Below are 13,278 nucleotides of genomic sequence, written 5' to 3'. Positions count from 1 at the left end.
AAAATTATATTAAAATTGAACTAATGCTATTTAAAATTATATTTTTTGAAAATAATTTATAATTAGGTTGTATTTTTGAATATTTCGTAAATTGCAAGCGTAAAAATGATATTTCTTTAAAAATGAGTGAAACCAATATATATAAACCAAAACATAATATTAGAGTTGTAACTGCTGCGTCTTTATTTGACGGACATGATGCTGCTATAAATATAATGCGCAGAATAATTCAGGCTACGGGCGTTGAAGTTATTCATTTAGGGCATGATAGAAGTGTTGAAGAGGTTGTAAATACTGCAATTCAAGAAGATGTAAATGCTATATGTTTAACCTCATATCAAGGCGGACATAATGAGTATTTTAAATATATGTATGATTTATTGCAGGAAAAAGGAGCAGGACACATTAAAATTTTTGGCGGCGGCGGCGGTGTTATTCTACCAAGTGAAATTAAAGATTTAATGCATTACGGCATTGCAAGAATTTATTCGCCTGATGATGGTAGAGCTATGGGGTTGCAAGGAATGATTAATAATTTAGTTAAAACATCAGATTTTGCCATTGGTAATGTATTAACAAATGAAGTTGAGTTGCTTAAGGCACAAAACCATGGCGCTATTGCTAGAATAATTTCAGCTATCGAAAATTTTCCTGATGTTGCAAAAAAACAGCTTCAAATTATAAATAAAGAAAATTCAAATACCCCTGTTTTAGGAATTACAGGAACAGGCGGCGCCGGAAAATCATCATTAGTAGATGAATTAGTAAGGCGTTTTTTAATTGATTTTCCTAAAAAAACCATTGGTATTATTTCTGTTGATCCTTCAAAACGAAAAACTGGCGGCGCCCTTTTAGGTGATAGAATTAGAATGAATGCTATTAACAATTCTCGGGTGTACATGCGTAGTTTGGCAACACGTCAATCTAACCTTTCACTATCAAAACATATTGATGAAGCTATACAGGTTTTAAAAGCTTCCAATTTCGATTTAATTATTTTAGAAACATCGGGTATTGGGCAATCGGGCTCTGAAATTGTTGAGCATTGCAATGTGCCAATGTATGTAATGACGCCTGAGTTTGGTGCAGCCACACAGCTTGAAAAAATTGATATGCTAGATTTTGCCAATATTGTAGCTGTCAATAAATTTGATAAACGAGGTGCTTTAGATGCCCTGCGTGATGTGAAAAAACAATACGTACGAAACCATAATTTATGGGATGCTGAAGAAGATGAACTCCCAGTTTACGGCACTATTGCATCACAATTTAATGATCCTGGAATGAACCGATTATACAAAGCGGTTATTGATGCTTTGGTTGAAAAAACAGGTGCAAATTTTAAGTCGTCTTTCAAATTAACGCATCATTTAAGTGAAAAGCTTTTTATCATTCCGCCGTCAAGAATACGTTATCTTTCTGAAATTTCAGAAAACAATCGCAATTACAATAAAAAAGGACAAGAACAAGCCGGTATTGCCCAAAAGCTGTACGGTATTTACCAAACAATTTGTTCTGTTGCTGAAATTTCAAATGTCAATGAAAAATCAATTTTAAATAACAATGGAATAAATCAGGATGAAATTCTTCGCATTACTAAAAATGAAAATAGTATTTCTACTGAAGAAGACATAACCAGCAATACATTTCAACTCTTAAAACTTCTGTTTAAAGAGTTTGACCGCGTAAAAATGAATTTAACACCACAAAATTGGGAGTTAATTATCAATTGGCAATTGAAAGTAGAAAAATACAAAGCGCCAGTTTATACATTTAAGGTTCGTGATAAAGAATTAAAAATTGAAACACATTCAGAGTCGTTATCGCATCTTCAAATACCTAAAGTTGCATTGCCAAAATACACCGCTTGGGGAGATTTGTTACAATGGATTTTACAAGAAAACGTACCAGGGCAATTTCCTTTTACATCAGGGTTGTATCCGTTTAAAAGAGTAGGCGAAGATCCTGCAAGAATGTTTGCTGGTGAAGGTGGGCCTGAACGCACAAACAGAAGATTTCACTACGTAAGTAAAGGCATGCCTGCTAAACGATTATCAACTGCTTTTGATAGCGTAACACTTTACGGAAACGACCCAGATTACAGACCCGATATTTACGGTAAAATAGGTAACGCCGGTGTAAGTATTTGCTGTTTAGATGATGCTAAAAAACTCTATTCTGGTTTTAATTTAGCCCATGTAAAAACCTCGGTAAGTATGACTATTAATGGGCCAGCACCTATGTTGCTTGGTTTTTTTATGAATGCAGCCATAGACCAACAATGCGAAATTTATATAAAAGAAAATAATTTAGAAGCTGAAGTTGAAGCTAAAATAACCGCCATGTATAAAGGTAAAGAAAGACCTAAATATAATGGAGATTTACCAGAAGGTAATGATGGCTTAGGTTTAATGTTGTTGGGCGTTACAGGTAATAAAGTGTTGCCAAAAGATGTTTATGAAAATATTAAAAGAGATACCATTGCACAGGTTCGTGGTACTGTACAAGCCGATATTTTAAAAGAAGACCAAGCGCAAAACACCTGTATTTTTTCAACAGAATTTGCATTGCGTTTAATGGGCGATGTGCAAGAATATTTCATTAATAATAATGTGCGTAATTTTTATTCGGTGTCAATTTCTGGGTATCATATTGCCGAGGCTGGTGCAAACCCAATAACACAACTGGCTTTAACGCTTTCTAATGGTTTTACCTATGTAGAATATTACTTAAGTAGAGGCATGGATATAAATAAATTTGGACCTAATTTATCGTTTTTCTTTTCCAACGGATTAGATCCCGAATATGCCGTAATTGGGCGTGTGGCAAGACGTATTTGGGCCAAAGCCATGAAAGATAAATATGGCGCTAATGAGCGAGCACAAATGTTAAAATATCATATTCAAACATCGGGTAGAAGTTTACATGCGCAAGAAATAGATTTTAATGATATTAGAACCACATTGCAAGCGCTTTATGCTATTTATGATAACTGTAACTCATTGCATACCAATGCTTATGATGAGGCCATAACCACGCCAACCGAAGAATCTGTTCGTCGTGCCATGGCTATTCAATTAATAATTAATAAAGAATTAGGGTTGGCTAAAAACGAAAACCCTACACAAGGCGCGTTTATAATAGAAGAATTAACAGATTTGGTTGAAGAAGCCGTATTACAAGAATTTGATAGAATTACAGAGCGTGGAGGTGTTTTAGGCGCCATGGAAACCATGTATCAACGCAGTAAAATTCAAGAAGAAAGTTTGTATTATGAAACCCTAAAACACAATGGCAAGTTCCCAATAATTGGCGTAAACACTTTTTTAAGTAGTAAAGGGTCTCCAACTATATTGCCTGCCGAAGTTATTAGAGCAACCGAAGACGAAAAGCAATTTCAAATTAAAACATTAGAAAATCTTCATAAAACAAATGATACTGAGGCGTTGTTAAAAAAGCTTCAAAATGCAGCCATAAATAATGAAAACATTTTTAATGAACTTATGGAAGTATGTAAAGTATGTTCACTTGGGCAAATAACAAATGCCCTGTTTGAGGTTGGCGGGCAGTATAGGCGCAATATGTAAGCATAGAACCACTTTTAGATGTTTTCAAAAAGTGTGTGAATGGCTTATCCCGAACTCGTTTCGGTATAAAATTGATATGAAATTTAAATCATAAATAGAAAAAACAAAACATCATAACGCAACCAATACAAGATTTTAACGTCTACAAAACAAAAAAGTTATGATAAAAAAAATAGGCATTTTACTTATTTGTTTTGTAATGTTTACTTGTAGTAATGATAGTGTTTCTGGTGAAAAATATGAATATCATTTTTTCTCTGAAAGTGAACTTACCGTAAATACTATTGAAGGATCTTACATGAAATATGGTTTAGTTTCCGAAGGCAATAATTTAGTATTTAAATACCATTTCAAAGCCAAAGATGATGAACAAATTGCCGATGACGAATATTCAGAATTTATATATTTTGAAGTTGATAATACCATAAATAATTTTGAGTTAACTAATGAGGCTTTAACCGAAGCTAAAGTTATTTTATCAAAATCTTGTTTTTGTTTTTTTGATGATACTCCAGAAAAAAATGTAGCACCAACAGGAATTATTTCTGGTGAAAAACTATCAGATAATCAATGGAAAATTACACTCAATGTTACGTTCTACGGAGATGAAAACAGACAATTTGATAAAGTATTTATGTTGCAATAAATTCATTTAGAAAAAACATAAATTTTTTGCATCTTTTTAAAAACATCTACGTCTATTTTATGAACTTAAAAAATAGATATCATGAAAAATAACTGTACCTGCAACTGCACTGGTTGCAAAACTGGAAACTGTAAAAATTGTACATGTACCAACTGCACATGCTCAAATTGTGACTGTTAATCATTATTAAAACATAAATTAATTGCGCTAATTTTAGTAAATTTAAACTAGAATTAGCGCAATTTTATTGATGATTTATGAATACTAAAGATGTATGGAATACTTATGCTGATGCTATTAAACACTTTATTTTAAGTAAAGTGAAAGATATTATGGTTGCCGATGATTTATTGCAAGAAACATTTATTAAAGTGCACACAAAACTTAATACTTTAAAAGATGAAGACAAGCTTAAATCTTGGCTATTCTCAATAGCCCGATATACGGTTTTAGATTATTTTAGAAACAAAAAAATAGTTTATGAAACTACCGATGACGATTTTGTTTTTGAAGATAAAAAACTAGAGCATACAAAAGAAGATTGTTTACACGGTATTATTAAAAATTTACCAAAAAAATACAGAGATCCGTTATTTTTAAGTGATATAAAAGGCATGAAACAAGTTCAAATCTCAGAGCAATTACAGCTGCCTTTACCCACAGTAAAATCTCAAATACAGCGCGCTAGAAAGTTAATAGCACAAGGTTTTGTAGATTGTTGTGATTTCAAATTAAATGAAAACGGTTACTTGGTGGGCGAATTAAAAGAAAAAGCCTATTGTAAAGTATGTAATACCCACTAAAGTGTTAACATCCAATTACGCTGTAACTTCTTAAATTTTCTTAACTCATACCTTAAAATAGGTAAAAAGTCTTTACCATTACTGTTAGATTTTTCTAAACGGTAAGAGTTTTTGTAAAGCAAATTGGTTAAACGCCTTAAAGAAGCTACATGTTTATGTTTTCTTTCAGTATGGCGTTGCAATTCTGCATTTGCAATTTCTGGCGCTAAGTTTACAGATTGTTGCACAATATCACCAGAAAAGTAAATGTTTGAATCTTCAAAGCCATTTTCATTCAATGGCGCTAAATCATCATTTAAATACGTTGAAATACTTTGAGAAAGCGCTAAAATTTCTAGAGCCTTCCTATAAATAGGTAATTCCGATAGGTTTTGTGGGGTATTGTGTAACATGGCTTCCTTTTTCACTACAATTTTATCAAAATTACTCACAAGTAATTATTTTTTGCTTTAATATTTAAAGTAAATTTGTATTTTTGCTTTAAAATATATGTTTTTATAGTTTAAAATCTTTAAATGCAAATAGACGAGCTTAATAAGAAGATTTTGAGGTGTTTACAGCAAAATGCCAGACTTTCTAATGCCGAAATTGGCCGACAAGTGGGTATAAGTTCGCCTGCAGTATCAGAGCGCATAAAAAAAATGGAAGATTTGGGCATTATTGATGGCTATAAAGCTTTAGTGTCTCCTTTTGAAATTGGCTATCAACTTAAAGCTATTATTACTCTACGCGCCTTTATGGGAAAATTAAAACCGTTTTTAGAAAAGGTGAAAACTTTTGATGAAGTAGTTAATTGTTACCGTATAACAGGCGATGAAAATATTGTAATGGAAGTGGTTTTAAAAAATCAAAAACACTTAGAAACATTTATAGACCAGCTTATAATTTATGGTGAAAGTAAAACGCAAATAGTACTTTCTAGAGTTGTTAAACAAAGCGAAATTAAACCTATTTAAAGATGTTAATTGGTTAAATTTAGTTTTGTTTCAATATGTTTAGCTATACGTTTTGCATGTATTCTAGAGTTTTCAATAAACCATTTATGTGTTTCTTTTCCGCCACAAATAACGCCTGCCAAATATAGATTTTCAATGTTAGATTCCATTGTATCATTATTATAAACAGGAATTTGCTTTTCATCATCAGTTATTGCAATGCCACTATTTTTTAGCAAATTAAAATCAGGCAAGTAACCTGTAAGAGCAATAACATAATCATTTAGTAAAGTAACCGTGCCTTTTGGGGTTTTTACAGTAACTGAATTTGGTGTTATTTCTTCAATTTCAGAATTAAAATATGCCTTAATACTGCCTTCTTCAATTCTATTAACAATATCTGGTCTAACCCAATATTTTACACGTTGGCCAATGTTTTCGCCTCTTACAACCATGGTTACACGTCCGCCTTTTCGCCATATTTCTAAAGCAGCATCAACAGCAGAATTACTTGCTCCAACCACCACAACATCTTGTAAGGTGTAATTGTGCGCTTCTTTGTAATAATGTGTCACTTTATTTAGGTTTTCACCAGGAACATTTAGCATTTTTGGAATATCATAAAACCCTGTACATATTATAACATGTTTTGCTGTGTAATGGCGTTTACTTGTTTTTACTTTAAAAGTATGGGCTGTTTTTAGTATGGTTTCAACAGTTTCATACAAATTTATATTTAAGTTATTTGATGTTGTTACACGCCTGTAATATTCTAGTGCTTCATCTCTGTTAGGTTTGGGGTTGTTGCTTGTAAAGGGAATGTTGTCTATTTCTAGTTTTTCAGAAGTAGAAAAAAACGTCATGTTTTTAGGGTAATTAAAAAGGGAATTAGCTAAAGTGCCTTTTTCAATAACCACATAGTTCCAGTTTCTTTTTTTACATTCTAAAGCACAAGCAATGCCAATAGGGCCGCCACCAATAATTATAATATCTTTTTCTGTTTGCAAAGTTTCTTTTGTCATATAATTAGAATTAATTTATGCGCCACGGCGGATTTTTTCGGTTTTTTCCTGCGTGGTATAAAATAATTTTGTTGCATCTAAATCGTATAAATGGGCTTCGCGCCAAAGCCATGTTTTGTCTTCGGGTAGTTGTGTAAAATTAATACCTTTTTTTTGGAGGCTTTCAACCAAAGCATCTAATTTTTCATCTTCAAAATAAAGTGTAATACCGTTGCCTTTGGGCAGTTTTTCAACTTTATGAATAGAGAACGTGCTTTGGCCGTTTGGGCATTCAAACCTTACATACCTTGGGAGTGCTTCAACAATTAGATGCAAGCCCAAGGTTTTGTAAAATTTAGTTGCTTTTTCAACATTAATTGAAGGTATGGTTATTTGATTTAAATCCATAAAATTTCTTCATCTTCAATAGCTATAAATGATGATTTTGATTTCTTTTTAGTTTTTAAATATATTTTTAAACCAACTAACAAAAATACACAAACCGCTGCTAGTGCTGTTATAAAAAACCAGGTGTTATTAAATCCAACGTTTGCTGTTAATTGTAAACCCATGTTGTGCCCAAAAATATGGGCTATTGAAAATGCAATTGAATATAATGCCATATACTCACCTTGGTTGCCTTTTTTAGCTCTTTCCATTGCAAAAGCGTTTGAAAACGGAAAGGCTATCATTTCACCAAACGTCATTAACAGCATGCCTATTACTAATACACCAACCCAACCCGTAAGGTTTAATATTATAAAACTTAAACCCGTTAAAATAGCGCCAAAAAGCATGAGACTTGTTTTTTTAAAACGAGTATTTTCTAGCCATTTTATAAGTGGCATTTCAAAAACGAATATTAAAAAGCCATTCATACCTAAAAGAAAACCAATTTCTAATTCGGTTAAAAAATGCACGTCTTTATAGTAAATAGGCATGGTTGAAAAGTATTGTAAAAATACAATGCCAAAAAACAACATGGCTACTAAAAATATTAAAAATGCTTTATCTGCATAAGCCGATTTTGGGTTGTTAACCTTAATATTGTCTAAAATTTTTGTGGTTTTAGGGTTTAATACGTTAATTAAAACTAATGTAGCGACAATACATGTAATACCATCTACCCAAAATAAACCACCGTAACCTAATGTAGTTATAATTAAGCCACCAACCGCAGGACCTGCCGAAAAGCCTAAATTTATAGCCAAACGAATTAATGTAACAGAACGTGTTTTGTTTTCGGGTTTGCTATATGCACTAAGTGCAACAAACATGGCAGGCCTAAAAGTATCTGCTACCAGCATTACTAAAAATATACCAATACAAAACGCCACAAAAGTGCTTAAAAATTGCAGTGCAATAAATAAAATACCTGTGCTAATTAAGCTGTAGCACATTACTTTGTAGTAGCCAATTTGGTCTGTTAATTTACCGCCTAACCATGAACCCACTACAGAACCTAAACCAAAGGCACTCATAATCCAAGCTACATTACTTACGGTAAAACCTAAGCTTTTTGTAAGATATAATGATAAAAATGGAATTACCATGGTGCCGGCTCTGTTAATTAGGGTTATGAGCGCTAACCACCATACTTCTCTTGATAGTCCTTTAAACGTGTTTACGTAGTTGTTAATTAGTGTTTTCATGTGTTCTAATTTTCTAAGTCATAAAAAAATGTTTAATTAAAATGTTGATTATCAACTAAAAATAAAAAGCCCGACTGTAAAGTCGGGCTTTTTAATATTGCAATATTTTATAGTTACATCACCACAATATATAATTAGCCCAACATGATCCCTTGGTTAAGGAAATCATCCATTGCTTTTTACAAATTGCGACGAAATATCTCATTATCTAATAATTTTGAGTAACAAACCTACATAAAATATTTGTAAGTTGTATTTTTGAAATGAATTTTTTTATATGAAACGTTTTTTTATCATTCTAATTTCAAGCATTTTACTATGTGCTTGTGGCAGTAGTTTTCAGGGGTTTTACAACAACCATAAAGCCGATGTTGGGGCTACAAGTTTTCAAGTTCCTAATTTTATGAAAGCAGTTTTAAGTAACTTATCTCATGATGTTAAACATGCTATTGGTAATATTCATGATTTTAAATACATAAAACTTACCAATGTTAACGAAGCCAAAAGGCAACTTTTAATTACTGAAATGAATGCCGTTACCAATAATGGATATTTAGATGTTTTTAGAAAAAATGAAATAGATCAAACCCGTATAATTTCAGTAAAAGAGTTAGGCGCTGTAGTAACAGATGCTATTATTTTTAATAGCACAAAGGCAGGTACTTATGCGTATTATTTACAAGGAAATTTTGATCCTGAGAAAATAAAATCTTTTGCAGACGAAAACACCTTTAACTCGTTTTCATCAAATTTATTACAAAATTATAGTACTAATTTATCACCATCATTCAACTCAAATAACTAATGAAACAATTTTTTGTAGCCATATTTTGTTTAATTATATGTGTAGGTTGTGGTCAAGATAAACAACCAATAAAAGGTGAAACTGCTTACCAAAGAGATCAAAATGCCATGTTTAAAGACGTAACAAAATCGCCTTTAAAAGAAAAAGATTTAAAGCATTTTTCAGGACTAGATTTTTTTAAAGCAGACTCTAGTTACGTGGTAACCGCTACCTTGCAAAGAACTCCAGACTCTAAATGGTTTTATATGAAAACAACAACAGAGCGTGTTACAAAAGAACGTGTTTATGGTATTTTGAATTTTGAATTAAAGGGGGTTAAATGCCAATTAAACATATATCAAGGGAAAGATTTAATGAAAGACGAAGGATTTGAAGATTATTTATTCTTACCTTTTTTAGACGAAACTAATGGTGTTGAAACCTATGGCGGTGGCCGATATATTGATGCCAGAATATCCCAAGGTAATACTATGGTTATTAATTTTAACGAAGCTTACAACCCGTATTGTGCATACAATGAAAAGTATTCTTGCCCTGTTGTGCCAAGAGAAAATTATTTAAGATTAAGAGTTGAAGCTGGTGTAAAAGCCTTTAAAAAACATTAAATTTTATAAATTAATTTGAAGCGTTTTGTAAACGTCATCGAAAACTTCGCGTTTATCGGCTAAAACAATAAGTGTGTCTTCGGCTTCAATTTTTGTAGCGCCGTTGGGCGTTATATAGCTGTCGTTTCTAATAATCATGGCTATAATTGCGTTTTTAGGAAAACCTAATTCAACAATTTTTTTATCAACAGCAAAACAATGAGGCGTAATTGAAATTTCTTTCATTTCAGCCTTTGGGTTTTCAGTTAAAAGTAAATCGGTTGCAGTGAGTTTTTTGGCTTGTTCTGGTAAAGCAACGCCTAACCATTTAGCAACAACGGAAAGTGTTGTGCCTTGAATTAATACTGATGTTACTGAAATAAAAAATACAATATTAAAAATCATGTGAGCTTTATCAATACCTGCCAATAACGGATACGTTGCAAATACAATAGGTACAGCACCACGTAACCCAACCCATGATATGTAAAAGCGTCTTCTGGTGGGCATTTTAAAAAATATTAAACTAATAAAAACGCCTACGGGTCTGGCTACTAAAATTAAAAATATTGAAATTAAAAGACCAATGCCTACGTACGGAATTATTTGCATTGGAAAAACCAAAAGCCCTAAAGTAAGAAATAGCACAATTTGCATTAACCATGCTAAACCATCGTACATTTTTAAAATAGTTTTTTTGTGAATTAAGTCTTGATTTCCCAAATACACGGCACAAATGTAAATAGCAAGAAACCCGTTGCCACCAACAAAATTGGTAGCAGAAAAGGTTATAAACATTAGGGCAATTACCAGTACAGGATATAATCCTTCAAAATCTAATTTAATTTTATTTATAATTATTTTGCTTAGTTTACCAAAGCCAAAACCTAAAGCAGCACCTAAAATCATTTGCTGTAAAAAAAGTGGTATTACAGAGGCTAAACTTTGATCTTGATTTATAACCAATGTTAAAAAAGCAATAGTTAAAACATAAGCCATTGGGTCGTTACTACCACTTTCAAGTTCTAAAGTTGGTCTTAAATTGGTTTTTAAAGCTAAATTTTTTGAGCGTAAAATAGAAAATACAGCAGCAGCATCGGTTGATGATACAATGGAGCCTAACAACATGCTTTCATAAATGGTAAAATTAGTAATGCTCCACACAAAAACACCTAAAGATAGTGCTGTAAGTAAAACACCTAGGGTTGAAAGCGCTATGCCTTCTTTTAAAATGGGTTTTACGTAGTTCCAGTTAGTGTCTAATCCGCCAGAAAACAATATAAAATTTAGTGAAACAATGCCAATAAATTGTGCTATTTCCGGATTGTCAAAATGAATACCTCCAATACCATCAGAGCCTGCAAGCATGCCAATTGCTAAAAATAATATTAAGGTTGGTACGCCAAATTTATAGGATGTTTTACCTGCCACAAGGCTAATAAATAATAGCAATGAGCCAACTAATAATATGTTTTCAATGGTTAAATTCATTACAAACACTATAAGATTATATTAGGCGCAAAGTTATGCTTTGTAGGTGGTTAAAGCATCAAAAAAAAATGTTAAAATAAGGTTTGTTATATTTTTTATGAATGATTTTTTTGTGAAGTATTTCGAGGTTATTTTACTAAAAACATCCCTAAAAATACCGCTAAAAAACCAAGAACAAAACTAGCAATAGTATAAAAAGCAAAGGTTGTAAAATCACCCGATTTTAAAAACACATGATTTTCATAAGCAAAGGTTGAAAAGGTTGTAAAGCCTCCACAAAAGCCTGTGGCTAATAATAAGGTTTGATTTTGGCTTAACGCGTTATTTTTTGCCGCTAAACCTAAAATTATACCTATAAGAAGGCTTCCTAAAATGTTGGCTGTAAAAGTGCCGTATGGTATGCCTGTTTGCGTATTATTTAAATATTTACCAATTAAGTAGCGCAGTACACTGCCTAAACCACCACCAATAAAAACCAATAAAAGTTGTTTCATTTTTATTTTAAAGGAATGTATATTTCAGTAACCCAATTTGCTGGATTTGGAAAATCGCCCGGGTCATTGGTGTAAACTTCAAACGGACTAAAATTGGCTGCTTCTAAACCATTTTCGGCAATGAATTTATACGATGCTTCCCAAGCTTTTGGTAAATTGGTGTAATTGCCTTTTAGTGTAGTTTTTAAAGTTTTAATATTTGGCATAAAACCACAGAGTATTTCGCTACCGTTTTCAACAGTTATTTTATTCATAACTGGTATGGCGTTACTCATAATTATATTGCCTGTTTCTGGGTTCATTTCATTATAAATAGTAAATGGCATACCGTTGGCAACTATATTATTTTTTGCCATGTAGCTCATAATTTCGCCATATTGTTTACCCATAATTTGGCTAATGTTAGCACCTGTGGCCGATGTTGTTTTGTACATGTAAAAACCACCACCGTATTCGGTTTCGCCATCAATAATTATACTAAATTCTTTCATATTTGCTGTAACTATGCTGTCTAATTTAAATAAACCTCTATCAAAATCGGGCGCTGTGTTTTCTTCAATAGACCCCATAAAAGTAGTAAATAATTTGGTCATAAAATCTTGCTTGCCTTTCATGGCCCAAGTAACTTTTGTGCCTGTTTGGGTAGTTTCAAAATTCCAGGTTATATCAGATTCAGATTCAAATGGTTTAATAAATTCAATACGTTGTTCAATGCTTGTATTTGGTGTAGTGGCTAGCGTTTCCATATTGCCTTCGCCCAAAATATCGCCACTCCAGGCGTAACTTCCGCCAACGCCTGTAGTTTTATTGCCGTAACTTAAACTTGCATTTGGTTCTTGTTCCATCCAAGGTGAAAATTCAGGCCAATTTTTATAGTCGTTTACTTTTTTAAACAGTAGAGGTGCAGGTGCATTAATGTCTCTGCTTCTAGAAAATTCAAATTCGTTTGGCTGCACAGCAACATAAATAGCAGCGCCAATAATAGCTATAAGTAAAAGGAAAAATATGTACTTTAAATATTTCATTTTGATTGGTTGAGAGATTAGTATACCAAAGATACTATTTTTTTAATTTTATTAATTAATTGTTTAGGTACCAATATTAAAAGTGTTGTAATCTACTTAATAATTAAGTCTACACTTTATTCTAGATTTTTAAATCTAGTTTTAGCGTTTAAATAAATATGATATTTGAATAATACCAATTATTGAAGTAACACAACTAGAAACTTTTGAAGCGTAAATGCTAAATTATAGTACTAATTATAATTTTTTACCTGC

Annotated in this window: 12 protein-coding genes and 1 pseudogene; 6 read left to right on the top strand and 7 right to left on the bottom strand. The window is 32.1% G+C overall.

What is annotated here, in order from left to right; all coding sequences use genetic code 11:
- Positions 1-122 precede the first annotated feature (122 nt).
- The 3 genes from ACXAG4_RS06785 (at position 123) to ACXAG4_RS06775 (ending at position 5,036) form a co-directional block, all read left to right on the top strand.
- Entirely contained in the window at positions 123-3,587 is a 3,465-nt protein-coding gene (locus ACXAG4_RS06785) for a methylmalonyl-CoA mutase family protein (protein ID WP_475295330.1), read from the top strand.
- Positions 3,588-3,747: 160 nt separating this feature from the next.
- Positions 3,748-4,233: a hypothetical protein gene (locus ACXAG4_RS06780; RefSeq protein ID WP_475295329.1), complete on the top strand. Its 486-nt coding sequence runs from the start codon at positions 3,748-3,750 to the stop codon at positions 4,231-4,233.
- Positions 4,234-4,490: 257 nt separating this feature from the next.
- On the top strand, positions 4,491-5,036 hold the full coding sequence (locus ACXAG4_RS06775) for a sigma-70 family RNA polymerase sigma factor (RefSeq protein WP_475295328.1): 546 nt from the start codon (positions 4,491-4,493) through the stop codon (positions 5,034-5,036).
- Here ACXAG4_RS06775 and ACXAG4_RS06770 read toward each other — a convergent pair.
- Positions 5,033-5,467, bottom strand: a complete 435-nt coding sequence (locus tag ACXAG4_RS06770; RefSeq protein WP_475295327.1) for a hypothetical protein — start codon at positions 5,465-5,467, stop codon at positions 5,033-5,035. The two genes, ACXAG4_RS06775 and ACXAG4_RS06770, sit on opposite strands and share 4 nt — an antisense overlap.
- Positions 5,468-5,551: 84 nt before the next feature.
- Here ACXAG4_RS06770 and ACXAG4_RS06765 point away from each other — a divergent pair, with 84 nt between their 5' ends.
- Entirely contained in the window at positions 5,552-5,992 is a 441-nt protein-coding gene (locus ACXAG4_RS06765; protein WP_475295326.1) for an Lrp/AsnC family transcriptional regulator, read from the top strand.
- Positions 5,993-5,997: 5 nt separating this feature from the next.
- Here ACXAG4_RS06765 and ACXAG4_RS06760 read toward each other — a convergent pair whose 3' ends face one another.
- The 3 genes and pseudogenes from ACXAG4_RS06760 to ACXAG4_RS06750 form a co-directional block, all read right to left on the bottom strand.
- Positions 5,998-6,993 carry a YpdA family putative bacillithiol disulfide reductase gene (locus ACXAG4_RS06760; RefSeq protein ID WP_475295325.1) on the bottom strand — a complete coding sequence of 332 codons (996 nt, stop codon included), beginning with the start codon at positions 6,991-6,993 and terminating at the stop codon, positions 5,998-6,000.
- A 10-nt stretch (positions 6,994-7,003) separates the two neighbouring features.
- A pseudogene (locus ACXAG4_RS06755) lies at positions 7,004-7,380 on the bottom strand (VOC family protein).
- Positions 7,371-8,624, bottom strand: a complete 1,254-nt coding sequence (locus tag ACXAG4_RS06750; RefSeq protein ID WP_475295324.1) for an MFS transporter — start codon at positions 8,622-8,624, stop codon at positions 7,371-7,373. The pseudogene ACXAG4_RS06755 and the gene ACXAG4_RS06750 overlap by 10 nt, the downstream one beginning before the upstream one ends.
- 277 nt (positions 8,625-8,901) lie before the next feature.
- Here ACXAG4_RS06750 and ACXAG4_RS06745 point away from each other — a divergent pair, with 277 nt between their 5' ends.
- Entirely contained in the window at positions 8,902-9,429 is a 528-nt protein-coding gene (locus tag ACXAG4_RS06745; protein WP_475295323.1) for a DUF4252 domain-containing protein, read from the top strand.
- The gene (locus ACXAG4_RS06740) at positions 9,429-10,034 is read left to right on the top strand and encodes a DUF1684 domain-containing protein (protein WP_475295322.1); all 606 of its coding nucleotides are present in this window, start codon (positions 9,429-9,431) and stop codon (positions 10,032-10,034) included. Before ACXAG4_RS06745 ends, ACXAG4_RS06740 begins: the two co-directional genes overlap by 1 nt.
- Positions 10,035-10,037: 3 nt before the next feature.
- Here the strand turns inward: ACXAG4_RS06740 and ACXAG4_RS06735 are convergent, their stop codons facing one another.
- From ACXAG4_RS06735 to ACXAG4_RS06725, 3 genes are all read right to left on the bottom strand, one after another.
- Positions 10,038-11,504, bottom strand: a complete 1,467-nt coding sequence (locus ACXAG4_RS06735) for a potassium/proton antiporter (RefSeq protein ID WP_475295321.1) — start codon at positions 11,502-11,504, stop codon at positions 10,038-10,040.
- Positions 11,505-11,632: 128 nt separating this feature from the next.
- Positions 11,633-11,998, bottom strand: a complete 366-nt coding sequence (crcB, locus tag ACXAG4_RS06730) for a fluoride efflux transporter CrcB (protein WP_475295320.1) — start codon at positions 11,996-11,998, stop codon at positions 11,633-11,635.
- Between the two features lie 2 nt (positions 11,999-12,000).
- Entirely contained in the window at positions 12,001-13,023 is a 1,023-nt protein-coding gene (locus tag ACXAG4_RS06725; RefSeq protein ID WP_475295319.1) for an SRPBCC family protein, read from the bottom strand.
- Positions 13,024-13,278: the final 255 nt, after the last annotated feature.

The organism is Seonamhaeicola sp. ABD4_175 (assembly GCF_056160885.1).
This window is presented reverse-complemented; position numbering and strand designations above follow the sequence as displayed.

Coding starts and splice junctions, on each gene's coding strand:
- ACXAG4_RS06725 (WP_475295319.1), bottom strand. CDS start 13,023: ATGAAATATTTAAAGTACATATTTTTCCTTTTACTTATAGCTATTATT.
- ACXAG4_RS06785 (WP_475295330.1), top strand. CDS start 123: ATGAGTGAAACCAATATATATAAACCAAAACATAATATTAGAGTTGTA.
- ACXAG4_RS06780 (WP_475295329.1), top strand. CDS start 3,748: ATGATAAAAAAAATAGGCATTTTACTTATTTGTTTTGTAATGTTTACT.
- ACXAG4_RS06765 (WP_475295326.1), top strand. CDS start 5,552: ATGCAAATAGACGAGCTTAATAAGAAGATTTTGAGGTGTTTACAGCAA.
- ACXAG4_RS06775 (WP_475295328.1), top strand. CDS start 4,491: ATGAATACTAAAGATGTATGGAATACTTATGCTGATGCTATTAAACAC.
- ACXAG4_RS06735 (WP_475295321.1), bottom strand. CDS start 11,504: ATGAATTTAACCATTGAAAACATATTATTAGTTGGCTCATTGCTATTA.
- ACXAG4_RS06740 (WP_475295322.1), top strand. CDS start 9,429: ATGAAACAATTTTTTGTAGCCATATTTTGTTTAATTATATGTGTAGGT.
- ACXAG4_RS06750 (WP_475295324.1), bottom strand. CDS start 8,624: ATGAAAACACTAATTAACAACTACGTAAACACGTTTAAAGGACTATCA.
- crcB (WP_475295320.1), bottom strand. CDS start 11,998: ATGAAACAACTTTTATTGGTTTTTATTGGTGGTGGTTTAGGCAGTGTA.
- ACXAG4_RS06745 (WP_475295323.1), top strand. CDS start 8,902: ATGAAACGTTTTTTTATCATTCTAATTTCAAGCATTTTACTATGTGCT.
- ACXAG4_RS06760 (WP_475295325.1), bottom strand. CDS start 6,993: ATGACAAAAGAAACTTTGCAAACAGAAAAAGATATTATAATTATTGGT.